The 24,184-nt window shown below is 72.2% G+C and carries 18 protein-coding genes; 8 read left to right on the top strand and 10 right to left on the bottom strand.

Going from position 1 to position 24,184, the window contains the following annotated elements; all coding sequences use genetic code 11:
• Nucleotides 1–20: 20 nt before the first annotated feature.
• Nucleotides 21–1,325, bottom strand: coding sequence for a mannose-6-phosphate isomerase, class I (gene manA, locus JOE38_RS00090; RefSeq protein WP_204574329.1), 1,305 nt, complete (start codon nt 1,323–1,325; stop codon nt 21–23).
• Nucleotides 1,326–1,489: 164 nt separating this feature from the next.
• Between manA and JOE38_RS00085 the strand changes: the two genes are divergently transcribed.
• The 3 genes from JOE38_RS00085 to JOE38_RS00075 all read left to right on the top strand — a co-directional run bounded on the left by JOE38_RS00085 (nt 1,490) and on the right by JOE38_RS00075 (nt 5,555).
• Nucleotides 1,490–2,668: an acyl-CoA dehydrogenase family protein gene (locus JOE38_RS00085; RefSeq protein ID WP_204574328.1), complete on the top strand. Its 1,179-nt coding sequence runs from the start codon at nt 1,490–1,492 to the stop codon at nt 2,666–2,668.
• 100 nt (nt 2,669–2,768) lie between these two features.
• Nucleotides 2,769–4,214: an O-antigen ligase family protein gene (locus tag JOE38_RS00080; protein ID WP_239544712.1), complete on the top strand. Its 1,446-nt coding sequence runs from the start codon at nt 2,769–2,771 to the stop codon at nt 4,212–4,214.
• Between the two features lie 48 nt (nt 4,215–4,262).
• Nucleotides 4,263–5,555: an O-antigen ligase family protein gene (locus JOE38_RS00075; protein ID WP_204574326.1), complete on the top strand. Its 1,293-nt coding sequence runs from the start codon at nt 4,263–4,265 to the stop codon at nt 5,553–5,555.
• Nucleotides 5,556–5,582: 27 nt separating this feature from the next.
• Here JOE38_RS00075 and JOE38_RS00070 read toward each other — a convergent pair whose 3' ends face one another.
• The 5 genes from JOE38_RS00070 to JOE38_RS00050 form a co-directional block, all read right to left on the bottom strand.
• On the bottom strand, nt 5,583–6,053 hold the full coding sequence (locus JOE38_RS00070; protein WP_204574325.1) for a GtrA family protein: 471 nt from the start codon (nt 6,051–6,053) through the stop codon (nt 5,583–5,585).
• 152 nt (nt 6,054–6,205) lie between these two features.
• Nucleotides 6,206–8,059 (bottom strand): hypothetical protein, encoded by a 1,854-nt coding sequence (locus tag JOE38_RS00065; protein WP_239544711.1) that lies wholly within the window; start codon nt 8,057–8,059, stop codon nt 6,206–6,208.
• Between the two features lie 121 nt (nt 8,060–8,180).
• The gene (locus JOE38_RS00060) at nt 8,181–10,199 is read right to left on the bottom strand and encodes a glycosyltransferase (RefSeq protein WP_204574324.1); all 2,019 of its coding nucleotides are present in this window, start codon (nt 10,197–10,199) and stop codon (nt 8,181–8,183) included.
• On the bottom strand, nt 10,199–11,362 hold the full coding sequence (gene glf, locus JOE38_RS00055) for a UDP-galactopyranose mutase (RefSeq protein WP_204574323.1): 1,164 nt from the start codon (nt 11,360–11,362) through the stop codon (nt 10,199–10,201). The genes JOE38_RS00060 and glf overlap by 1 nt, the downstream gene beginning before the upstream one ends.
• A gap of 67 nt (nt 11,363–11,429) precedes the next feature.
• Nucleotides 11,430–12,278, bottom strand: coding sequence for a glycosyltransferase (locus tag JOE38_RS00050; RefSeq protein WP_204574322.1), 849 nt, complete (start codon nt 12,276–12,278; stop codon nt 11,430–11,432).
• 179 nt (nt 12,279–12,457) lie between these two features.
• Between JOE38_RS00050 and JOE38_RS00045 the strand changes: the two genes are divergently transcribed.
• Together JOE38_RS00045 and JOE38_RS00040 are read left to right on the top strand one after the other, a co-directional pair.
• The gene (locus tag JOE38_RS00045; protein WP_204574321.1) at nt 12,458–14,317 is read left to right on the top strand and encodes a hypothetical protein; all 1,860 of its coding nucleotides are present in this window, start codon (nt 12,458–12,460) and stop codon (nt 14,315–14,317) included.
• A gap of 66 nt (nt 14,318–14,383) precedes the next feature.
• Nucleotides 14,384–15,406: a glycosyltransferase gene (locus tag JOE38_RS00040; RefSeq protein WP_204574320.1), complete on the top strand. Its 1,023-nt coding sequence runs from the start codon at nt 14,384–14,386 to the stop codon at nt 15,404–15,406.
• A 12-nt stretch (nt 15,407–15,418) separates the two neighbouring features.
• Here the strand turns inward: JOE38_RS00040 and JOE38_RS00035 are convergent, their stop codons facing one another.
• The 3 genes from JOE38_RS00035 to JOE38_RS00025 all read right to left on the bottom strand — a co-directional run bounded on the left by JOE38_RS00035 (nt 15,419) and on the right by JOE38_RS00025 (nt 19,810).
• A complete protein-coding gene (locus JOE38_RS00035; protein ID WP_204574319.1) occupies nt 15,419–16,378 on the bottom strand; it encodes a glycosyltransferase in 960 nt (319 codons plus the stop codon).
• Nucleotides 16,375–18,591: a hypothetical protein gene (locus tag JOE38_RS00030; RefSeq protein ID WP_204574318.1), complete on the bottom strand. Its 2,217-nt coding sequence runs from the start codon at nt 18,589–18,591 to the stop codon at nt 16,375–16,377. Before JOE38_RS00030 ends, JOE38_RS00035 begins: the two co-directional genes overlap by 4 nt.
• A 343-nt stretch (nt 18,592–18,934) precedes the next feature.
• A complete protein-coding gene (locus JOE38_RS00025) occupies nt 18,935–19,810 on the bottom strand; it encodes a M23 family metallopeptidase (RefSeq protein WP_204574317.1) in 876 nt (291 codons plus the stop codon).
• A 463-nt stretch (nt 19,811–20,273) separates the two neighbouring features.
• On the opposite strand from JOE38_RS00025, the gene JOE38_RS00020 reads away from it, so the two are divergent.
• From JOE38_RS00020 to JOE38_RS00010, 3 genes are read left to right on the top strand one after another with little or no spacing between them, the layout of a single operon-like run.
• Entirely contained in the window at nt 20,274–21,128 is an 855-nt protein-coding gene (locus JOE38_RS00020) for a glycosyltransferase family 2 protein (protein WP_204574316.1), read from the top strand.
• On the top strand, nt 21,125–22,156 hold the full coding sequence (locus JOE38_RS00015; RefSeq protein WP_204574315.1) for a glycosyltransferase: 1,032 nt from the start codon (nt 21,125–21,127) through the stop codon (nt 22,154–22,156). Before JOE38_RS00020 ends, JOE38_RS00015 begins: the two co-directional genes overlap by 4 nt.
• Complete coding sequence (locus tag JOE38_RS00010; RefSeq protein ID WP_204574314.1) at nt 22,153–23,130, top strand: NAD-dependent epimerase/dehydratase family protein; 978 nt, start codon at nt 22,153–22,155, stop codon at nt 23,128–23,130. The genes JOE38_RS00015 and JOE38_RS00010 overlap by 4 nt, the downstream gene beginning before the upstream one ends.
• A gap of 30 nt (nt 23,131–23,160) precedes the next feature.
• Here the strand turns inward: JOE38_RS00010 and rfbA are convergent, their stop codons facing one another.
• A complete protein-coding gene (gene rfbA / locus JOE38_RS00005; protein ID WP_204574313.1) occupies nt 23,161–24,024 on the bottom strand; it encodes a glucose-1-phosphate thymidylyltransferase RfbA in 864 nt (287 codons plus the stop codon).
• Between the last annotated feature and the right edge of the window lie 160 nt (nt 24,025–24,184).

Here is a 24,184-nt window from a genome sequence, read left to right as displayed (position 1 = left end):
GACGGGCGTCGGGCCGCCGGTCACGCGTCGGCGTCGTCCGCGTCGTCCGCGGCGGCGGGCGCCGGGGTCGTGGCGAGGAAGGCCTCGCCCTCCCCCGTCACGACGAGCCGGCCCTCGTCGGGCGTGACGAAGACCGCGTCGCCGCGGCGGATCACGACGGACGAGACCTCGCCGCGGAGCGTCATCTCGCCGGACGTGCACAGCACGATCGCCGGCCCGTCGACGTCGACCGCGCTCGCGCCCGCGTCGCCGTCGGCCGCGTCGCGCGTGGCCGGGGAGACGTGCGCCAGCAGGAAGTCGGGCACGTCGGGCCGGTACAGCTCGACCCCCGGCGCCGCCTGCTCGGGCGCGAGGTACGGCACGGGGAGCGCCTGGAACTCGAGCACGTCGAGGAGCTCCGGCACGTCCACGTGCTTGGGCGTGAGGCCGCCGCGCAGCACGTTGTCGGACGCCGCCATGAGCTCGATGCCGAGGCCGTGCAGGTACGCGTGGATGTTGCCGGCCGGCAGGTAGAGGGCCTCGCCGCGGCGGAGCGTCACGCGGTTGAGGAGGAGCGACGTGACGATGCCGGGATCGCCCGGGTACGCCGCGGCGAGCTCCCGCACGGTGCGCATCTCGGTCGAGAACTCGCGGCACTGGCGGTCGGAGGCGAGGCTCGCGAGCAGCGTGACGCGGTCGACGAGGCGGCGCACCTCGGATCCGCCGCCCATCAGGAAGGCGAACACGTCGCGCAGCACGTCCGCCTCGGAGCCCGTCAGTCGCGACAGCACGGTGCGGATGACGGCCGGGTCCGAGTCGGGCCCGGACGCGTCGAGCGTGAGCAGCAGCGTGAAGACGTCCCGCACCTCCGCGAGCGGCCGGAAGCCGCAGAGCGCGTGGAACTCGTCGCTGAGCGCGAAGATCAGCTCAGGCTTGTGCAGCGGGTCCTTGTAGTTGCGGTGCGCGGCGTCGATCGGGATGCCGCGCTCCTCCTCGTCGCGGAAGCCGAGGCGCGCGCGGTGCAGGTCCGGGTGGGCCTGCAGCGAGAGCGGACCGTCGGCGGCGAGCACCTTGAGGAGGAACGGCAGGCCGGGACCGTCGCCCGGACGGAGGCCCCCGGCGAGCGGGCCGAGGGTGGTCGCGGGGTCGATGCGGATCCACTCGGCCAGCGTCGTCGCGCCGCCCGCCGTCGACGGATCGACGACGCGGGTGGGCGAGCCGCCGTGCGCGCCGAGCCACAGCTCGGCCTCCGGCCCCCCGGACGGCTCGCGGCCGAGGAGCTCGGCGATGGCGGTCGTCGACCCCCATGCGTAGTCGCGGGGGGTGTTGGCGAGGGCAGTGAACACGCGGGATCCTGTCGGGCTTGGCGGCTACCTACAACGCCCGAGGGGGCGCGTCCGGTCCGGACGCGACCAAAGTACCAACCGATGGCGTCGCCGCCGGGACGCCGACCTAGGCTCGGCCGCAGGCGCCCGTCCCCGAGGGCGCCGACGAACCGCAATGGAGCATCGTGTCCCTCACCCCCCTCATCGGCGACTTCTACGGCTACGAGAACCGGCTCGGCGACCGGGAGAAGGAATCCCTCGCCGACCTCCGCGCCTACCTCGGGGCCGAGGTCCGGCCGCACGTCAACGGGCTCTGGGCCCGCGCCGAGTTCCCCCGGCACGTGGTCGCCGGCCTCGCCGAGCGCGGGATCTTCGGCATGCCCTACCCCGAGACGCGCCCCTTCGAGAACTCGGCCGTGTACCGCGGCTGGGCGGCGCTGGAGCTCGGCCGCGTCGACGCGAGCATCGCGACCCTCGTGGGCATGCAGAGCGGGCTCGTGATGGGCAGCGTCGCCGTCGCCGGGTCCGCCGAGCAGCGCGCCGAGTGGCTGCCGCGCTTCGCGTCGGGCGAGATCCTCGGCTCCTTCGGGCTCACCGAGCCGCTGTCCGGATCCGACTCCGCCCGGGGCCTGCGCACGATCGCGACGCGGCGCGGCGACGAGTGGAGCATCACGGGATCCAAGCGCTGGATCGGCAACGGCACCGTGAGCGACGTCACCGTCATCTGGGCGAAGGACGCCGACGACGGCCAGGTGAAGGGCTTCCTCGTCCCGAACGACTCCCCCGGATTCCGGGCGACGCGGATCGAGGACAAGCAGGCCCTCCGCATCGTGCAGAACGCGGACATCGAGCTCGACGGCGTGATCGTGCCGGAGGCGAACCGCCTCCAGAACGGCACGTCGTTCGCCGACACGGCCGCGGTGCTGCGCCTCACGCGCGCCGAGGTGGCGTGGGCCGCCATCGGCATCTCGGTCGGCGCGTACGAGGCCGCCGTCGCGTACACGGGCGAGCGCCAGCAGTTCGGCAAGCCGCTCGGCGCGCACCAGCTCATCCAGGACCTCCTCGTCCGCAGCCTCGGCAACATCACGGCGTCGATCGGCCTGGCGACGCGCGCGTCCGAGATGGTCGACGAGGGCACGCAGTCCGACGAGCACTCGGCCCTCGCGAAGGCGTACGCCACGAGCCGGATGCGCGAGACCGTCGCCTGGTGCCGGGAGGCGTTCGGCGGCAACGGCATCGTGCTCGACTACGACGTGGCGCGCTTCTTCGCCGACGCCGAGGCCATCTACTCCTACGAGGGCACCCGCGAGATGAACACGCTCATCGTCGGCCGCGCGATCACGGGGCACGCGGCCTTCGTCTGATGGACAGCGGGACGGCCGTCGCCCCGGCGATCGCGGCACCGGCGCCCCCGGACCGCCTGGGCGGCGGGACGCGGCCTCGGGGCCGGATACCCTGATGGGCATGCCCACCGCCAGCCGCCGAGCCCTCCGGAGCTTCGCGACCTTCGTCCTCGTCACCACGTTCGCGGGTGACATGTGGCGCGACAGCCTCAGCTGGTGGGGCTTCGGTGCCATCGCGCTCGCCGTGCTGGTCACCTCCGTCACCCTGCTGGTCCGCGCTCGGCCGCTGCCGCGCGTGCGCGTGCTGCCGATCCCGCTGCTCGCGTTCACGGGGATCGCCGTGCTGTCCATCGCGTGGTCGCAGTACCGGCCGGAGTCGGCGCTCGGCGTCCTCATCCAGCTGTCGACGTCCATCGCGGCGCTGACGCTCGTCGTCCTGCTGTCGTGGTCGGAGATCGTGCAGGGACTCGGCCGCGCGTTCCGCATCATCCTCGGGCTGTCGCTCGCCTTCGAGCTCTTCGTCGCGGTCGTGGTGCGCGGGCCCGTCATGCCGTTCTTCACCGACTATGGGCCCCGCGCGCCGGCCGCATTCGCGTGGACCCGCGGGGAGATCCTCAGCGGCGGTCGGATCCAGGGCGTCGTCGGCAACGCGAACCTGCTCGCCATGGTGGCGCTGCTCGGCCTCATCGTCTTCTCCCTGCAGTACGCGGCGCGCACGGTCCGCCGCCGCGACGCCGGCATCTGGATCCTCGTGGCCCTCCTGACCCTGACGCTCACCGGCAGCTCCACGGTCCTGGTCGCGCTCATCATGACGGTGATCGTCGCCGCGCTCGCGCTCGTCGCCCGACGCGTCGGCATCCGCGGGCGGCTCGTGCTGGCGGCCGGCGTGGCCGTGGCGGCCGTGGTCGGCGCGGGCGTCGTCGCCACGCGCACGGCCGAGGTGTTCGAGCTCCTCGGCCGCTCCCCCGACCTCACGGGCCGGTTCCAGATCTGGGAGTCCGTGCTGGGCCTCGCGCAGCAGCACCCCGTCGTCGGCTGGGGCTGGATCGGCTACTGGGCGCCCTGGGTGCGCCCGTTCCAGGGCCTCGCCGTCCGCAGCGGCGTCACGTACCTGCAGGCCCACGACGCGTACCTCGACGTCCTCCTGCAGGTGGGGGCCGTCGGGCTCCTCGCCTTCGCCTGCTTCATCATGACCACCTACGTGCGCTCGTGGTGGGCCGCCATCGACCGTCCGCAGCACCGCAGGGACCGCGTCGAGCCGTACTCCACCCTCGCGCTCGCGCCGCTGCTGCTCATGACCGCGCTGGTCGTGCAGAGCCTCGCCGAGAGCCGGCTGCTGTACGAGGGCAACTGGCTGCTGCTCGTCGTCATCGCGATCGCCACGAAGTCCGGCATGGTCGCGCGCGAGGAGGTCCCGGGGCCCGACGACGCGCGCCGCCGTCCGGTGCTGCCCGAGACGCCGTCGGCCACCGCGGTCACCCCGCGCCCCCCGGTCGATGCCCCGATCCCCGCGGCCGTCCCCTCCGCCTCGGCGCCGTCCGCCGCCGCCGACCCCCGCGTCGCCTGATCCGCGCGGCCGCCCGGTGTCCCGCCGACCGCCCGTGATGGCCGACGCATGACCCGTCCCGCCCGCCTGCCGCTCCCGGACCGCCTGCCCGACCTCCTCGGGTCGGCCCGCTTCTCCGCCGCCCTCACCCACTGCATCCTCGGCACGGCCGTCCTGTCGCACGCGATCCGGTCCACCATGGGCTGGGCCGGGCTCGTGGCGATCGTCACGGTGCTCGTGGCGATGGCCGCGGGATCCCTCGCGGCGAAGCGCGGCGACTGGGAGTGGCGGGGCCTCCTGCCCATCTCGCTGCTGGTGCTGGTGGGGTGGTGCGCGGCGACGCTCCTCTGGACGGCGTACCAGCCGGACGCGGTCGGGGGCGTGCTCTACCTCGCGGCGTCCGCGTTCCTCGCGGTGTACGTGGGCGTCGTCCGCGACCTGATCCAGATCGTGCGGGCGGCCGGGGACGTGCTGCGGCTGGTGCTGGTGTCGTCCCTCGCCCTCGAGGTGCTCGCGGGGCTCCTCATCGACGGCCCCATCCCCTTCCTCGGGATCCGCGGGGCGCTCGAGCGCCTCGGCCCGATCCAGGGGCTGCTCGGCGAGCGCAACGCCCTCGGGATCGTGGCCCTCGTCGCCGCCGTGACGTTCGCGGTCGAGCTCATGACGCGATCGGTCTCGCGCGGCCGCGGCGTCTTCTCCCTGGTCGTCGCGCTCCTCGTGGCCTCGCTCACGCGATCGTCGGTGATCCTCGGCACGTTCCTCGTGCTCGTCGTCGCCGCCATCGCGATCCTCGGCCTCCGCCACCTCGCGCGTCAGGCCCGGCCCCTGGCCAACAGCGCTGTGCTGGTGCTCGCCGCCATCGCGGCCGTGCTGGTCGTGGCGTTCCGCTCCCCCGTGCTGCAGGTGCTGCAGGCGCGGCCCGACTACCTGCAGCGCGTGGCGCTCTGGCGGGAGATGCTGCGCCTCATCGACCTCAACACGATCGAGGGCTGGGGCTACGTCGGGTTCTGGCGGCTCGACGCGTACCCGTACACGGCGCTCGACCTCGTCAGCCGCGGCGCCCAGGAGACCGGCCGCAACGCCTACCTCGACATCTACCTGCAGGCGGGGCTCGTCGGGCTCGTGCTGTTCGCCGCGTTCTGCGCCCTCGCGCTCGGACGCTCCTGGGTGCTGGCGACCACCAAGCGCGGCGTCGGCTACGTCTGGACGGCACTCGTGCTCGTCGTCCTCGTGGTCGCCTCGCTCGCGGAGAGCGTCACGATCGTGGAGTGGGGCTGGGTCCTGCTCGTGATCTGCGCCGTCAAGGCCGCGCAGGGCCGCAGCTGGCGCCACGGGCTGCCGGAGCAGCACCGGCCCGGGTGACGCCGACCGCGCGTCCGGGCCGCGGGATCAGCGGACGGCCTCGTCGCGCGGCCGGCGGAACGAGAAGAACTTGTGGCCCGTGTAGGTCGCCACGGTGATCACGATGGTCACGAGGACCTGGGCGACGATCGGCTCGAGGGGCGTGGTCTCGACCACCAGCGGCAGCAGCAGCATGTTGGCGAGCAGCGGCACCAGGTTCACGAGCGTGTAGCGCGAGAAGTCCGGGAGGAGGTTGCCGCTCACCTTGAAGACGAGCTTCCGGTGCAGGGTGAACGAGACCGGGAGCTGCACCGCCCACGCGATGATCAGGACGACGGGGTACGGGATCAGGTGCTCCCACAGCAGGTAGAACAGCGCGAACCACGCCGTGCCGAGGACGGTGTTGAAGCCGCCGACCAGCAGGAACGCGACGCGCTCGTCCTTGATCAGCCGGAGCAGGATGCCCGGGGGCGGGGTCTGCTCGCGGGGATCGTCGACGTCGTGCGCGTGCTGGTCCATGGGTCTCCTCGCCGCACCGGGCGCTCGAGGCGCTGGCCGACGGGCCGCGCCGTGGTCGTCCGGTGCCGCACCACTGTATCCGCTGGAGCCTGACCGCCCCGCCCGCCGACCGGGCCGCGGGGACCCGCGCGACCCGGCTCCGACGACGTGCGTCAGGCTGCGGCGCCGACGGGGATGCGCGCGAGCGCCGGCGGCCCCATCACCGTGATGGTGGGCGATGACGTGCCCGCGAGGGCGACCAGCCTGTCCCAGCTGGACACCGGCCGCGCCTGTCCTCCCTGGAGGAGGAACACCGTCGCGGACGTGCTGCCCTTGACGAAGACGGGCCCGCTCACCGTGCTGCCCGTGGGATCGAGCGCGGCGCACGTCGTGGGCGCGAGGTCGGTGACGGCGAGGCCGGTCGAGCCCGGTGAGGCGAGGGCGACGACGCTCCCCTGCGTGGCGAGCGACGTGACGCCGGCGCACCGCACGAGGAGTGACAGGTCGGCGGACGCACGGGGGTACCCGTCGACCGTGGCGGGGGCGACGGTCGCGAACGAGCTCCCGAGGCCGAGCTCGGTCGTGACGGCGAAGTCCGGGACGCGGATCTTCCGGTCGAGGCCGTCCACGAGGAAGACGTCGGCGCTGTTCGACGCCTTCGCCAGGGTCCCCGGCTCGAGGGCGACGTGGCCGGTGGTGTACCGGGCCCCCACCGACGCGCGCATGGTGGCGGCGAAGGGCGAGCGCCCTCCGTTGAGGACGAGGACGGCGTCCCACGTGGAGACCGGGTACTTGACCCCTCCGCTGAGCAGGTACGCGACGGCGCTGCCCGGGAGGACGAAGAACGCGCTCATCTCGCCGGCGTCCGGGACGGCCTGGAGCTGGCCCGGATCCAGGTTGACCGCGTCCCCGCAGCCGTATCCGTAGGAGGCGACCAGGTCGCACGAGGCGAACCGGTGCCGACGATCGGCCTGGACGAGGGCGACGGCTCCCGACGCGGGATCGCGCACCAGCTCGGACGCGGGGACGCCGGTGCCGAGCGCGTCGAGGTAGGACCGCGGGACGGTGCTGATGCCGCCGAGCGCGTCGAGGGACTGGTAGACCCCGAAGTCGGGGACCTGGTGCTTCTGGCCGCCGCTCACGAGGTAGACGGTGTCGTCCGTCGCCGTCTTGACGAACGACGAGACCGGTCCGTCGCTCGTGCTGCCGAACCAGTCGGTGTACAGGCGCCAGAAGTTGCGGTTGCCGTACGAGGAGCACGAGTCGCCCGTGCCGTAGAGGTTCCGCAGCGCGGCCGCGTTGGGCTGGTACGGCGTGTAGATGTAGAGGCCGGCCGTGGCCTGGTTGCGGATGGTGACCTGCGAGGATCCGCAGTCCGCGTTCGGGTGCCAGAGGATGCGGTTGCTGCGCCCGGCCTGGTAGTTCCAGCGCGTCGGCGTGGACTGGTAGACCTTGAACTGGTGCGCCGCGTTGTACACCTGGTTGAAGAAGCCGTAGTAGGTGGAGTCGCAGGCGGCAGTGTCGGGGCAGCCGTACCCCGTGGCGCTGCGGTACTGCCGGTCACCCGGCGTGCTGTCGGTGACGAGACCCTGCTCCTTCTCCAGGAGCACGAGGAGGGCGGCCTGGCTCACGCCGCACGCGCGGCCGACCCAGTAGACGATGTCGGCGCCGCTGAGGCGCGAGGCCTGCAGGTCCGAGCAGCGGCTGTCGGACGCGCGCGCGGGCGTGCTCTGGACGTAGTCCTTGAGGCACACGTAGCCCGAGGCGCAGCTGGGGACGCGCGCCTGCAGGAAGGACTGGACGTCGCCCTGGGACATCGCGTCGCCGTCGTAGAACTTGGCGTCGCTGATGATCATGCCCGGGTCGAAGTCGGCGCCGGATGCCGCCTGCGCGGGTTCGGCGGATCCGCCGATCGTGCCCGTGCCGACGAGCCCGACCCCGAGCGCGACGGCCCAGACGGCCAGGCAGGCGATCAGCCGCGAGCGTCGGCGCGCACGCCGGACCTTGTCCACCCCGTTGTCGAACAAATGCGTCCCCCTGCGTCCCCGTGCCGTGAGATGCGATTCTCACACACGAAGGGGCGTCCGCCGCACCGTGGTGCGGATCGGACGCCCCTCGAGGTTCAGCGGACGATGCGTCGGCGGTCGGCTAGCGCTTCCGACGCGGGGCCGTCGGCTGGTCGACGCCGAAGGTGCGGGCCCAGGTCTCCGGGCTCGTGACCGTGGGCAGGGCCGCGCGGTACGCGGCCTTGAGCTGCGGCCAACGGGCGAGGATGCGCCAGCGGAGCACGATGCTCGTCCACAGCATGCGGCGGAAGAGCGCCGGATCGCGGCGGTGCAGGAGCGCGGCCGACCCCTCCGCGTTGGACACGAGGACGCTGTCGAACGAGGGGACGACCCACCAGCGGGCGTCCTCGAACGAGAGGTGCGCCTCCGGACCGCGGCTCGCGGCCGGGCTGAGCGGGGCGAACGCGTGGCGCGCGACCGTGCGGGCGAGCCACAGGACCCGGGCGATCCCCGCGGGAGCGCCTCCCCCGCGCCGGCGCTGCGGCTTGTCCGGCGCGACGATCTCGGGCAGGGCAGCGCGGTCCTTGATGGGGACGCCGTCCGTGAAGCCCTGGGCGAGCTCGCGCGTGCGGGCGAGGCGCGTCACCATGTCCTCGTGGAGGCCGCGCGGCCCGCGGAGGATGTTCCGGTACGCCTCGTGGCGCGCGGCGAGCGCGAAGTACTGCATGGACACCAGATGCCGGACGTCCGTGGCGAGGTTGGCCGTGAGGAACCGGCCCCCGCGCTCGTAGGGCGAGTGCAGCAGCGCCGCGATGAGGCGGTTGCGCGCGTGGAAGAACGCCTGCCAGTCCTGCGAGTCGTCCTTGTCGACCCACGACACGTGCCACACCGCGGCTCCCGGGAGCGTGACGGTCGGCACGCCGACCTCCTTCGCCCGCAGCGCGTACTCGGCGTCGTCCCACTTGATGAACACGGGCAGCGACAGGCCGACCTGCTTGATCGTGGAGACGGGGATGAGGCACATCCACCAGCCGTTGTACTCGGCGTCGACGCGGCGGTGCATCCACCGGGTCTGGCGCAGGTTCGACGCGCTGAAGTCGTGGCGCGTGGGCGTGACGGGACCCCACATGAAGTTCCACATGTCGAAGCCCTCGGCGTACGCGTGGAGCTTGCTCTTGTCGTACATGTCGAACATGTGGCCGCCGACGATGGTGGGCGTCCGCGCGTAGTCCGCGAACTTCACGGCGCGGCGGATGCTCTCGGGCTCGAGCGTGATGTCGTCGTCCATGACGAGGACGTAGTCGCTCGCGCCCTCCTTGAGCGTCTCGTACATGCCGCGGGAGAAGCCGCCGGATCCGCCGAGGTTGGCCTGGTCGATGACGCGGAGCTTCTCGCCGAGCAGCTCCTGCGCCCGCGGGAACGCAGGCTGGTCCGCGACCTTCTGCGTGCCCTGGTCGGTGACGTACACGTGGTCGAGGAGCGCCGCCACGTCGGGCTTCTCGCCGATGTCGGTGAGGAGCTTCACGCAGTACTCGGCGCGGTTGAGCGTGGTGATGGCGATGCTGACGGATCCCGCGGCACCCGTGGTGGGGGCGGTGCCGGCTGGCGCGTACCAACCGGCCTCGACGAGCGCGAAGTCGGCCTCCTCGCCCATCAGATCGAACCAGTACCAGCCGCCGTCCGCGAAGAACGTGAACGGGAGCTCGAAGCGGGAGGTGGTGGATCCGGACACCGCGGCGCCGTCGACCTTCTGGATCACGCCGCGCGCGTTCGAGCGGTAGACGATGACCTGGCCCTCGCCGCTGGTCTCCACCTCGAGCACCACGCCGTCGAGCGTGGTGCTCGCGCGCCAGTAGGAGGCGGGGAACGCGTTGAAGTAGGTGCCGAACGACACTTTCCGGCGATGGGGCACCTGGAAGCCGCGGTCGCCGCGGATGGCGCTGATGATGCCCATGTCGCTCAGGCGGACGACGGCGTTGTGCGTGTCCGCGTCGACCACGCGCAGCGGCGAGCGCCGGCGCTTCTCGGGCGCGACCGGGATGCTCGTCCAGTAGTCGGCGTCCACGTACAGCGGGACGATGTCCGGGTCGTGCTCGGACGGCAGGATGACGCGCTGGATCAGGTCGAGCTCCACGGGAGCGCCCTCGTCGGCGGCGGCCATCAGGAGGCGTCCTTCGCGAGGACGGGCTTGAGCTTGTTCTCGTACATCGAGAGCGCCGCGCCGATGGCCATGTGCATGTCGAGGTACTGGTACGTCCCGAGGCGGCCGCCGAAGAAGACGCCCTCCTCCTGCTTGGCGAGCTCGCGGTACTTGAGCAGGCCCTCGCGGTCGGCCGCGGTGTTGACGGGGTAGTACGGCTCGTCGTCGCCCTCGGCGAAGCGCGAGTACTCGCGCATGATGACCGTCTTGTCCGCCGGGGCGTCGCGCTCCGGGTGGAAGTGCCGGAACTCGTGGATGCGCGTGAACGGCACGTCGGAGTCGGCGTAGTTCATGACGGGCGTGCCCTGGAAGTCGCCGACCGGGAGCACCTCGCGCTCGAAGTCGAGCGTGCGCCACGACAGGGCGCCCTCCGAGTAGTCGAAGTAGCGGTCGATGGCGCCGGTGTAGACGACGGGCACCTTCCCCACGACGGAGGCCCGGTTGACCTCCTGGGTCTCGTCGAAGAAGTCGGTCTCGAGGCGGACCTCGATGTTCGGGTGGTCGGCCATGCGCTCGAGCCACGCGGTGTAGCCCTCGACAGGCAGGCCCTCGTGGGTGTCGTTGAAGTAGCGGTTGTCGTACGTGTAGCGCACGGGCAGGCGGCTGATGACCTCGGCGGGCAGGTCCGTGGGATCCGTCTGCCACTGCTTCGCGGTGTAGTCGCGGATGAACGCCTCGTAGAGCGGGCGCCCGATGAGGGAGATGCCCTTCTCCTCGAGGTTCTTCGCCTCGCCGGCGTCGAGCTCGGAGGCCTGCTCGGCGATGAGGTCGCGCGCGGCCTGGGGGCCGTGCGCGGAGCGGAAGAACTGGTTGATGGTGCCGAGGTTGATCGGCAGCGGGAAGACCTCCCCCTCGTGCTCCGTGTAGACGCGGTGCACGTAGGGCGTGAAGTCCGTGAAGCGGTTGACGTACTCCCACACCGTCTCGTTCGACGTGTGGAACAGGTGCGCGCCGTAGCGGTGCACCTCGATGCCGGTCTCCGGGTCCTTCTCGCTGTACGCGTTGCCGCCGATGTGGTCGCGGCGGTCGATGACGAGGACCTTGAGGCCCAGCTCCTCGGCGACGCGCTCCGCGATCGTGAGTCCGAAGAAACCGGACCCGACCACTACGAGATCAGGGCTCATGGCACATTCCTTTGCTGGGGTGGCGCCCGACGGGCGCTCGACGGGACTGGTCAAGGGTAACGGGGGATCAGGCGCGGGCCCGCGGGACCGTCCGGTCGCGCGTGATCAGGCGCCGGTACAGCCCGCGGCGGACGGCCTCGGGGATGAGGCGGTAGCTGCCGCGGACCAGCACGTTGCGCAGGGCCTGCGAGAGCGAGGTGAAGCGGCGACGGCGGAACTCCCGCTGCAGCCGGAGCTCGGCGACGAGCTGCGCGACGCCGCCGCGACGGGCGTAGGCGCCCGCGCTCACGCGGTACATGACGAGCGGATCCGGGAGGTTCTCCACGCGGGCGCCCGACTGGATCATGCGCGCGAAGAGGTAGTAGTCCTCCATCAGCCCGAGCGGGAGGTAGCCGCCCGCGCGCTTCACCGCCTGGCGCCGGTACACGACGGTGGGGTGGTTGAACGGGTCGTGGAAGCGCGCGTAGCGGGAGATGGCGTCGGCGCCGACCGGCGGGGTGCGGCGCCCGGCGATGGTGCCGACCTCGTCCGCGAACTCGTACATCCCGGTGCCGACCAGGTCGAGCCCGCCCGAGATGAGCGCGAGCTGGCGGGCGAAGCGCTCGGGGAGGCTGATGTCGTCGGCGTCCATGCGGGCCACGACGTCATGCGCGCAGGCCTCCAGCCCGCGCTCGAGCGCGTAGGCGAGTCCCATGTTGCGCGCGAGCTCGACGGTCACGACGGGGACGGGCGACGCCTCCGCGAGCTCGGCCATGGTGCGCGCGAGCTCGGCGGACACCGGGCCGTCGCGGACGACGACGACCTCGTCCGGGCGGAGCGTCTGGTCGTCGACGCTGCTGCGGAACGCCCGGCGGAGGAACTCGGGACGGTCGCCGCGGTACACCGGGAGGAGGAGCGAGAAGGCCTCGGTGGGCATGCGCGTCCCCTCTGCTGCGGTGGCAGCGTCACGTCCGATGGATGGGCGGACCCGGCCGCCAGGGCGACGGGGGTCGAGCGGCCCAGTGTAGCCGGGGGCGGCGGGGCGCACGCGGGCCCGCACGGCCGGCCGGCCGGGACCCGGCTCCTCGGAGGAGCCGGCTGATAGCATCGACGCCCGTGCCCTCCCCCGTCTCCCCCGTCCGGATCGACCGGAGGAAGCCCGCAGGACGCCTGACGTCGGCCATCGCCGTCTCGCTCGCCGTGCTCCTCTTCCTCGTGACCCAGGTGGGCATGCTCGTGCACCGCACGGGAAGCGTCGTGACCTCGTTCCGCGACTACTTCGTCTACGACCAGCTGTCGTACCTCTCCATGGTGGTGAACTTCGCCCGCGGCGACTTCGCATCCGTGGAGCCGTTCACCGAGACCGGCCGCAACACCTACCCGCACCTGTACTACATCGTCCTCGGCGCGTTCGGCCACCTCACGGGCCTCGGACCCGTCGAGTCCTGGAACATCGTCGGCACGGCGCTGCAGGCGTGCCTCGTCGCGGCCATCGGCATAGCGTGCATCCGCGTCACCGGCCGCGCCTGGACGGGCGCCCTCGGCTTCGTGCCCCTGCTGCTCGGGACGTTCGCGTGGACGCAGGGCCCCGGCCAGTGGTTCTGGCAGATGAGCTCGCACGCCGTCCTGTGGGGCCCGTTCGGGGTGCTGTTCACCCTCAACGGCGAGGCAGCGGCGCTCTCCGTCGCGGGCATCGCGTTCCTCGGGGCGCTCGTGCCCTTCCTCCGGGGCTCCTCGCGCCGCGCGCGCCTCGTGGCGATGACCGTCGTCGCGGTCGTCGTCGGCGGGCTGCTGAACGTCCACGTCTACTCGTTCCTCGCCACCGTGTTCCTCTCCTTCTACGTCGTGGCGGCGTACGCCGTGCTCGAGCGCCCGCGCCGCCGGCTCCTCGTCCTGTCCGCCGCCCTGGTGCCGGCGTCGCTCGCGCTCGCCGTCGTCGTCGCGGGCGCGGTCGGCCCCCTGCCCGCGTTCGTGGTCGGGCTCCTCCCCACCGTGCCGGGGCTCCTCGCCACCATCGGGCGGACGCGGGGCCTCGCGCTGATCCCGATGGGCGCCGCGCTCGCCGCGACGCTGCCGCAGATCGTCACGACCGTCCTGGCGTCGGCGGCGGGCGACCCGTTCCTCTCCTACCGCGTCGCGTCGAGCAAGGACCTCGGCGTCGACCTGCCGCTCGGGCCGATCGCCGGGGCCGCGCTCATCGTGCCGCTCGTCCTGATCCTCGTGGCGGGGATCCGCGCGCGGCGCACCGTGTGGACCGCGTACGCGGGCGGCGCGATGCTCGCCTGGGCGATCACGTCGACCAACGACCTGTGGCGGGCGAACCAGGAGCCCTACCGGCTGTGGATCGACGCGTTCCTGCTCATCGCGGTGACGATCGTCCCGGTCCTCCTCGACGTGGCGGTCCGCACCCTGCGAGCCCGGGACGCGGACGCCGACGACGCCGACGCCGACGCCCACGGGGAGCCGGCCGGCCCCGGGCGCGCTCCGCGCCGGACCCGGGCGCTCGTCGCGACCTGCGCCGCCATCGTCGTCGCGATCGGCGCCACGAGCGCGCTCGACTGGGGGCGCTTCTTCTCCGCCGGGCGCGAGCTCCGGCAGATCACCTTCGCCGAGCCGCTGGACCGCGCGATCGCCGACGTCACCGCCGGCGCGACGGACGGCTCGATCGTCGCCGGGGCGTGCCTCGATCCGCAGATCGTGAAGATCGACTCGGGACGATCGGTCGCCCACTACAACCTCGGCATGGCCTGGCCCGCTGACCGCGACGCCGTCGACGACGCGCGGGCGGCGCTGGCCGCCGGCCGGGTGGACGCGGAGGCGACGGAGCGCGCGGGGATCCGCTGGTACCTCGCGCTCTCCGACTGCGCGGGCGACGCGGATCCGGCATCCGTGCCCGGCCTCGAGGAGGTCGACCGCGTCGTCTACGACCCAGCCACGGGGGCTGCCGCGGTGCTCTACCGCATCGACATAGGCTGAGCCGATCGCCCGGCCGATCGCCGACCAGGATCCGACACGACACGCACCTACGAGGGATACCGACACGTGACCGCAGAACGCCTCCCCACGCCCGCGCCCCTCGTGAGCTTCATCCTCCCCGTCTACAACGAGGAGGGCAGCATCGAGCTGTTCTCCCGCACGCTGACGGAGGCGCTGGAGTCGGCCGACCTCGGGATGCGCTTCGAGTTCGTGTACGTCAACGACGGGTCGGCGGACACCTCGCTCGAGCGGCTGCACGCCCTCGCGGCCGCCGACGACCGCGTCCAGGTGATCGACTTCTCCCGGAACTTCGGCCACCAGATCGCCGTCACGGCCGGCATCGACCACGCCTCGGGCGACGCGGCCGTCATCATGGACACCGACCTGCAGGATCCGCCCCGGGTCGCGGTCGAGCTCATCCGCCGCTGGCAGGACGGCTTCAACGTCGTCTACGCCCAGCGCCGGACCCGCAAGGACACCCTCTTCAAGAAGGCGACGGCGGGCGCGTTCTACCGCACCCTGGCGCTCGTGGCCGAGATCGACATCCCCCGCGACACCGGGGACTTCCGGCTGATCGACCGCAAGGTCATCGACGCCGTGAAGCGCTTCCCGGAGCGCAACCGCTTCCTGCGCGGCATGGTCTCCTACGTCGGGTTCCGGCAGACGAACGTCCAGTTCGACCGGGACGAGCGGCACTCGGGCGTCACGGGCTACCCGCTGCGGAAGATGATCAAGTTCGCGGCCGACGGCATCCTCGGCTTCTCGACGTTCCCGCTGAAGCTCATCCAGCTCGTCGGCCTCGTCGTGTCGGCGCTCAGCGCGCTGGCCGTCGTGTACGTGCTCGTCAGCCGCGCCATCGACCCGTCGAGCGTCGTGCCCGGATGGACGTTCACCGTCATCGCAATCCTGTTCGTGGGCGGCGTGCAGATCATCATGCTCAGCGTGCTCGGGAGCTACCTCGGGCGGGTGTACGCCGAGGTGCAGAACCGGCCGCTCTACCTGGTCGCGTCGCACGTCGGCCGGCCCGCCGATCCCGCGGACGGCACGGTGCAGACGGCGTCGTCCGAGGTGCCCTACCGACGCGACTGACCCGAGCGGGCGTCAGCGGCCGGCGGTCTCCTCGAGGCGCCGGATCCCCGCGGTGATCTCGCCGAGGCCGCCGAGGACCTCGTGCGCCGGTCGCGGAGGACGGCCGAGCCCCTGGCGGACGCCGTCGGCGAGGCCGCGCAGGAGCAGGCGCCGGTCGCGGGAGCGCCGGATGGTCCGGGTCCAGTTGACGAGCGCGGCGCCCGTGTAGAGCACCCGCTCGACGGGCGACAGCGCCCGGGAGCGCAGCAGCATCCAGATCTTGTTCCGCACCTCGAAGACGAAGCGGGCTCCCGGATCCACGTCGGTCGACCCGAACGTGCGCGTGCGGTGCTCGACCGTGCTGCCGTGCACCAGGTACCCGCGGCCGCGCCGCAGCAGCCGCGCCGAGTACTCGAAGTCGTCGTTCCAGAGGAAGTAGTCGGCCATCGGGAGCCCGTGGGCGCGGATGGCGTCGGCCTCGATCATCATCGACACGAAGGACGCGGTGCGGACGGGCGTGCAGCCGCGCTGGGCGGCGCGCGCGACGCTGGCGCGGCTCGCCGAGGGACGGGTGCGCGGGGTGTTCATGGGGTGCGGGCGCCCGTCCGTCCAGCGCACGGCGGACGCGAGCACGACGGTGCCGCGCGGTGCCGCGGCGCGCGCCCGCAGCAGCTCCTCGAGCGCGGGGGGATCCGGGACGGTGTCGTCGTCCATGAGCCAGACGAGCTCGGCGTCGTGCACCGTGAGCGCGCGCTCGATGCCCACGGTGAACCCTCCCGCGCCACCGGTGTTCGTCGGCAGCGTCGTGAGCGCGACCTCCGGGAAGCGCTCGCGGATGACGTCGGCCGACCCGTCCGTCGAGGCGTTGTCGATGACGACCACGTCGTGCAGCGGCACGGTCTGGGCGCGGAGCGCTCGCAGGGTCTCGACCACGAGGTCACGGCGGTTCCACGCGACCACGACCGCGACGACGCGCGGCGGCACCCCGCTCATCGTGCGGTCACCCGACGACGACGGCGCACGACGAGGCGGCCGAGCACCCACGCCGCGGTGAGGAGGATCACGAGTGCGGCGGACGCGACCTGCACCTGCCAGCCCGGGCTCCAGAACGACACCGTGACGGTCTTCCCCACGTCCGCGGCCGTGACGTCCACGCCGAGCAGGAAGCCGTCGACCGGCGTCGTGCGCAGCTCGGCGCCCGACACCCGATAGCCCGGCCACGGGATGAGCGCGAGGGCGACCGTGCCGCCGTCGGCCGGGGCCGCGTCCACGCGGAAGGTGGATCCCATCGGGTCGTCGTGCAGCAGGGTCACCCGCGTGCCGTCGGACGTCCACGCGACCCCGCCCGCGCCCTGCAGCGGGGTTCCGCGCACGATCGTCCGCGTGGCCGGGGTGTCCTCGACGACGCTCCAGCCGGACGGGACGTCCTCCCAGTCGCTGCGCGCGACGGTCTTCGCGGGATCGCTCCCCGGCTGGGCCTTGATCACCTGCACGGTGCTCGCGCCGATGAGGTCGACCAGGTCGACCCCGGTCTCGGAACCCTGCACCGGCTGGAACAGGCGCTCGTAGAGCGCGCTGCAGGTGAGCCCGTTGAACTGCATGCAGACCTTGTTGCCGTAGCCCGGGTAGTAGACGGACGAGTACGCGTTCTGGACCGGCTTGCCGGTGACGTACCAGGAGTTGCCGAGGAGCGTCTCCGCGTAGTCGGTCGTCTGCGGGAAGCCGACGACGAGGATGTCGCCCTCCGCGCGCGGGAGCTGCGTGCTGTAGGCGCTGACGTCCGCGGGGAGGTCGTAGGTCTCCAGCGGGGACTGGGGCGAGCGGTAGTGCTGCGGCACGAGGAGGGCGACGGTGCCCACGATCGCCACCACGGCCATGGCCGCGGACCGGGACCGGTCGGTGGCGCGCGCACGGTCGGCGATGCGACCGAGGACGGCGGGTCCGCGACGCGGTCGCCAGCCGACCGCGAGCCCGTACACGAGGAGCACGAGGGCGCCGACGAGCGCGACCGCGACGATCGCGGGCTTGAGCGCGCGCGGGTCCTGCGTCAGGAGCAGCGCCCCGTTCACCGCGACGATCGCCCACGCGGCGTAGAGGTGGCGGCGCGTGAGGACGCGGCGCATGCTGCGCGAGAAGCCGAGCGCGAGGACGACGAGGATGACCGCCGTGAGGTACGGGACGATGCGCACCGGGTAGCGCAGAGGCCCGATCTCCGACGGGGCGAGCACGCCCGCGATCGCGGCGACGCCGATGATGAGGATCGACGGCCGCCCGCGCAGCAGGGCCCACAGCCGTCGCCAGTCGATGAGCACGAGCAGCGGGAGCAGCCAGGAGATGTACGTGATGGGGGCGCCCGGGATGTTGCCCACGTAGTAGTCCATGAACGGGCTGCCCATGGGCATCCCCGAGATGGCCAGGTCGCTGAGGTCGACCGTGAGGAACCCGTCGTTGCCGATGGAGTTGGAGCGTCCCGAGACCGACGAGGTCAGCACCCCGGGCAGATGGACCAGGATCGCGAAGAGCCCGGCGACCACGGAGAGCCCGAGCGCGCGGAGCACCTCGGGACGGCGGCGGCGGATGAGCGCCTCGACGAGCAGCGCGCCCAGTGCCGCGGCCAGCATGAGCGTCGCCGCGGCGTAGCCGATGCCCACCACGGTCACGGCCGCCAGGACGGCTCCGACGGGATTGGCGCCCGCGCGCACCACACGTCGCGACAGGCCGACGGCGAGCGGCCAGAACGCCCAGGCCATGAGGCCGTTGACCCAGGAGGGGGCGTCGAAGTAGAGGGTGAAGCCGGCGAGGGGCACGGCGGTGGCCACGACAGCGGCCCAGGGGCGGGTCATGCCGTAGGCGCGCGCGAGCACATAGAGACCGGCGGAGGCGATGGCGAGGCAGACGAGCTTGACGATGGTCGAGTACAGGGCGGCGTTCGACATCAGCTGCGAGCCGAGACCGACGGCCCAGAGGAAGGGGCTGTAGATGCCCCACGCGCCCTCGGCCTGGTAGTTGCCGGACTGCCACACGGTCGGGTTCAGCAGGGACCAGTTGCCCTCGAGGATCCGCCGACCGATCTCGAACCACTGGCCGTACGCGCCCGCCTCCGTGTCGTTGACGAAGTAGTAGCCCCGGAAGAAGAGCATCGGGATGATCGCGCCCACGATCGTCGCCATGACGGCGGCCAGCGGCCAGGACAGCTTGCTGCGCATGTGTGAGAGGGGTTCCGTTCGTCGCCTGAGGTCCACCCGTGACGCGTGCAGCCGCCGGGACCGCAATCACCCTAATGCCTAGCCCCTTGCGAGCCGGCCGCGACGAGATCGCAGGTCCGCACGCACGGCAGCGGCCTCCCCCGCGCGGAGCAGCCTCCCGCACGCGGAGCGTCGTCCACGCCAGCGGGACGTCGGCGACATCCACCCGGCACGCGCCCCGGGCGGCGTCCCGGCGGCCGGTCCCGGCGTGGGCTCACGGCCACGGATCAGGTCGTCCGTCGAGATGGCGCCCCGGCCGGACGGAGGATCCGGTCGTCCAGCGGGGCACCTGCGCGAGACGGTACTACACGCCCCACATGCCGCAGATCACGAACCAGGTCGGATCATCGACGACCATCACGTCCTTCAGGTTCAACGGGGGGACATACCGCTTGCCACGGGCATCGCCCCCGGTCTGGTCGATGTTCGCGTTGTACGCATTGAGCACGATCCGCCATTTCAGGTACTCGGCCTCGCTGGCGAACTGGTGCCGACCGGCGTTGCCGTCCTCCGTGCGGAACCCGCCTCCGAACACGGCTACCGTGCCTGTCGCGCCTCTGGTTATGTACATGTCTTCCTCATCTTCTTCCGAAACGGAGATCGTCGGGATCGGCTTGGTGACCCCGAGCCGTGAATTGACGTACGGCACGGGATCGAAGTCGTCCTGCACCGTGTAGGACATCGCGTGGTCACCGGTCCGCATCTCCAGGTGCAGATGCGGAGTGTCCGTGCCGGTCGACCCCAGATAGCCGATGTGCTGCCCCAGCGCGACCCTCGTGCCGGGCCTCACCGTCGGAGCGTCTCGCATGTGCGCGTAGCTCGCGTACATGCCGTCATCGTTCTTGATGGTCACGTAGTTGCCGAACTTGTTGTTCTGGACCCCGGACGGCTGTTGCGCGTATTCGCCACGGACGACGACGCCGGAGGCGATGGAGTAGATCCGCGTCCCGATGTTGTTGTCGCCGACGTTGAAGTCCGCCCCGCCGTGTCGTCGACCGCCCTTGCGTGGAGCGTCCCATTCCTGGCCCCATCGGGTCTGCGGCAACAGGACCGTGTCGAAGGGCCATCGATAGGGGATCAGCGCCGCCGCAGCCGCACCGGTCGGCGATTCCATGAGCGGCACCGTGGCAAGACCGGCGATGGCGGTCGAGAAGCCGATGACCACCGCGCGCCGACCCACGAGCCTCGGATTGTTTTCGATTTCGATCAGGTCCTCCTCTGTCGGCCTGGAGGATTTCTATCCTCACCACGATGCGAGGACCAGTCGTCGGAAGAGACGACTTGCGGCACGGCCGGAGGGGCCCCGTCGCCATCGACCGGAGAGCAGCCAGCTCCCCGTCCCGGGTGCGCGAGAGCCCGAGGCTCGTACCAGGACGATCACCGTCCATGCCCGCACGCGCAGCACGGCGCGCCGTGGGGTCCCGGCGTCCCGATGCGCGGGGCGCGGACGCCTTCATCGCGCGACGCCCGTGGGGCTGTGGGCGGCGGCCTCCCGGGTCGCGGGCAGGCGTCGTGAGAGGATGGCCCCCGTCCGCACGCGCACCGCGGTCGCCCACGGTCTCCGTCGCACGTCGCACGATGACGTGCACCGGGTGGGGCTCGACCCGGGCGCGTCCCCTCCTGCCCTGCCGAAGGAGAGCCACGTGGCCCCACGCGTCTCGATCGTCATCCCCGCCTACAACAACGCCGACTACCTCGCCGAGACGGTGGACTCCGTGCTGGCGCAGACGTTCACCGACTTCGAGGTCGTCATCGCGGACCACTCCTCCACCGACGGCACGTGGGACGTGATGCAGCGCTACGCCGACGAGCCGCGCGTCCGCCTGCTCCGCACCGACGCGGGCGGCGGGGCCCTCCGCAACTGGAACCGCGTGAGCCAGGAGGCCCGGGGCGAGCTGATCAAGCTGGTCTGCGGCGACGACCTCCTCTACCCCACCATCCTCGAGCGGCAGGTCGCCGAGCTCGACGCGTCGCCGTCGGTCGTGCTCGTCGCCTCCCCGCGCGACATCGTCGACGCCGACAGCCGTCCGATCGTGCGCGACCACGGCGTCTCCGGATCCCGCATCGCCATCTCCGGCGCCGCCGCCGTCCGCCGCACCGTCCGCTCGGGCACCAACATCTTCGGGGAGCCGGGCTGCGTGCTCATGCGCCGGGCCGACCTCGAGGCCGTCGGCTGGTGGGACTCCCGCTGGCCCTACCTCATCGACGAGACCACGTACGCGAAGGTGCTGCTCCGCGGGGACTTCGCGTCCGTCGGCCCGAAGGCCCTCGCGGGGTTCCGGATCTCCGACTCGCAGTGGAGCGTCCGCCTCGCGGGCGAGCAGGCCAGCGCCGCCGCGGGCTTCCACCACTGGGTGCTCGACGAGCACCCCGGCGTGGTGTCCCGTGCCGACGTCCGCCTCGGGGACGCGATGGCCCGCGCCAAGGCGCTCTCCCGTCGGCTCGTGTACCTCTACCTCGGCCGGCGCATGTCCCGGTCCGCGGGGCGCGCGGCGTGAGCGGCTCCGCGCCGCAGGACGCGGTCGACGCCGCGCTGCCGCCGGACCACACCGTCTCCGTCGTCATCCCCGTGTACCAGGGCGAGCTGACGCTCGAGGCGCTGCTCGCGGAGATCCAGCCGTTCACGGTGCCGCAGATCACCCGCGACGGCCACAGCTACGCCGTCACCGAGGTGCTCCTGGTCTTCGACAACGGGCGCGACGGATCCCCCCGAGTCATCCGGGACCTCAAGCGCCTGCACCCGTTCGTCCGGCCCATCTGGCTGAGCCGCAACTTCGGGCAGCACGCCGCGACCCTCGCGGGCATGGCGTCCTCCGGCGGCGACTGGATCGTCACGCTCGACGAGGACGGGCAGCACGATCCGGGCTTCATCCCCGACATGCTCGACGTCGCCATGCGCGACCTCGCCTCGGTCGTCTACGCGAAGCCCACGAACTCCCCCTCCCACGGGCTCCTGCGGAACGTGGCCTCGCGCGGCGCGAAGGTCGTCCTCAACGCCATGTCCTCGGACCAGGACGCCGAGCAGTTCCAGAGCTACCGGCTCATGCTCGGCTCCGTCGGCCGGAGCGTCGCCGCGTACGCGGGGTCGGGCGTGTACCTCGACATCGCGCTCGGCTGGGTCGCGAACCGCGTCTCGACATGCGACATCACGCTGCGCGACGAGGGCGAGCGGCAGTCCGGCTACTCGCCCCGCCGCCTCTTCTCGCACTTCTGGCGCATGGTGCTCTCCAGCGGCACGCGGGGCCTGCGGGCCGTGAGCGTCCTCGGGGCGCTCTTCCTCGTGGTCGCGCTGATCTTCGTGATCGTCATCGTCGTCAGCCGCCTCACCGACAACTCGGTGCCGGCGGGATGGGCGTCGACCATCGTGACGATCCTCGCCTCGAGCGGCATCATCCTGTTCTCCCTCGGGATCATCGCGGAGTACGTCGGCGTCGCGGTCGGCATGGCGCAGGGCCGGCCCGCGTACCTGATCGTGCGCGACCCCCTGGACGGCCCGCACGGCCGTCCCCCGCGCGGACACGTATGACGACCGCCGTCCCCGTCTGGGTCATCGGCGCGCGGGGCCTCCTCGGCGCGTCGCTGCTCGACGCGCTGACGGCGGATCCCCGCTGGGCTCCCGTCCCCGCCGAGCCGCTGCCCTGGACGACGACGGACGAGCGCGTCATGCGCGCCGCCGCGCGGACGGGAGCGGAGCGGCTCCTCGCAGCCGGCCGCACGGCCGGCCGCTGGGCCGTGATGTGGTGCGCGGGCGCCGCGGTCACCGGGAGCACGCGCGCGCAGCTCGACCACGAGCTCGGGCAGCTCGAGGCGGTGCTCGACGAGATCGGCCGGGCCGCGGAGGACGCCCCGGCACCGGGCGGCGCGCTGTTCTACTCGTCGTCCGCGGGCGGCGTGTACGCGGGTGCGGCGAGGCCGCCCTTCACGGAGGCCACGGAGCCCCGGCCGCTCGCCCCCTACGGGGAGGCGAAGCTCCGCGCCGAGGCGCTCGTCCGCGCGTTCGGCGAGCGCGCCGGCGTGCGCACGCTGATCGGGCGCATCGCGAACCTGTACGGGCCGCGCCAAGCGGTCGGCAAGCCGCAGGGGCTCATCACGCAGCTGGCCCGCGCGAACCTCTCCCCCACGCCGGCGTCGATCTACGTCCCGCTCGAGACGGTGCGGGACTACCTCTACGCCGACGACTGCGCCCGGCTCGTGCGGGACGCGACCGCGCGCCTGCTGGAGCTGCCGGCGGACACGCACGTGGTGAAGATCCTGGCGTCGGGGCAGCCCGTCACCATCAGCGCGCTCCTGGGGCACTTCACGGCGCTCGGCAAGGCGCGGCCGCACGTGATGCTCGGCCTGTCGCCCCTCGCGGGCTACCAGGCGGTGGACCTGCGCCTCGAGAGCGTCGTGTGGCCCGACCTCGACGAGCGCGACACCATGCCGCTGCCCGCGGGGATCCAGATCACCGCGCAGGCCCTCATCTCCGGCCTGCAGTCCGGCGAGCTCACCGCGCGATGACGCGGGGCGGCCCGACCGGCGGCGACGCCCCTACGCGTCGAGCAGCGTGACGAGGTAGCGCCCGTACCCGCTCTTGATGAGCGGTCGCGCGAGCTCCTCGAGGGCGTCCCGGTCGATCCAGCCGGCGCGGTACGCGATCTCCTCGATGCAGCCGATCTTGAAGCCCTGGCGGTCCTCGATGACCTTCACGTACTCGGAGGCCTGCATCATGCTCTCGAACGTGCCGGTGTCGAGCCACGCGGTCCCGCGGTCGAGCACCTGCACGCGCAGGCGACCCGCCTGGAGGTAGTGGTCGTTGACCGCCGTGATCTCGAGCTCGCCGCGCTCGCTCGGCTGGATGCCCTTCGCGATCTCGACCACGTCGTTGTCGAAGAAGTAGAGGCCGGGCACCGCGTACGCGCTCTTCGGCTGCGCCGGCTTCTCCTCGATGGAGACGGCCGTGAAGTCCCCGTCGAACTCGACCACGCCGTAGGCCGTGGGATCGGCGACGTGGTACGCGAAGATCAGCGCGCCGTCGATCTCGGTGTTCTTCCTGAGGCTCGTGCCGAGGCCCGCACCGTGGAAGATGTTGTCGCCGAGGACGAGCGCGACCGAGTCGTCGCCGATGAACTCCTCGCCGATGACGAACGCCTGCGCGAGGCCGTCGGGCGAGGGCTGCACGGCGTACTCGATGCGCATGCCGAGGTGCGAGCCGTCGCCGAGCAGAGCCCGGAACTGGTCGTTGTACTCGGGGGTCGTGATGATGAGCACCTCGCGGATGTCCGCCATCATCAGCGTCGACAGGGGGTAGTAGATCATCGGCTTGTCGTAGATCGGCATCAGCTGCTTGCTGATGCCCTTCGTGATCGGCCAGAGCCGGGTGCCGGATCCGCCGGCCAGGATGATGCCCTTCATGGGTCAGCTCACCTTCTGCGAGTCGTGGAAGGCGCGCATGTCCGACCAGGTGGGGAGGAGTCCGGCGGCCGCCGCCTCGGCGAGCGTCGGCGCCTCGAGGTCCTTCGGGGAGAGGAGCGGCTCGCCCGCCTCCTCGGGGAAGACGAGGCCGAGCTCGGGG

Origin of the sequence: Clavibacter michiganensis, assembly GCF_016907085.1 — a bacterium.
GTDB lineage: Bacteria > Actinomycetota > Actinomycetes > Actinomycetales > Microbacteriaceae > Clavibacter > Clavibacter michiganensis_O.
The sequence above is the reverse complement of the archived record's forward strand: the minus strand, read 5'-3'. Positions and strand labels throughout refer to the sequence as shown.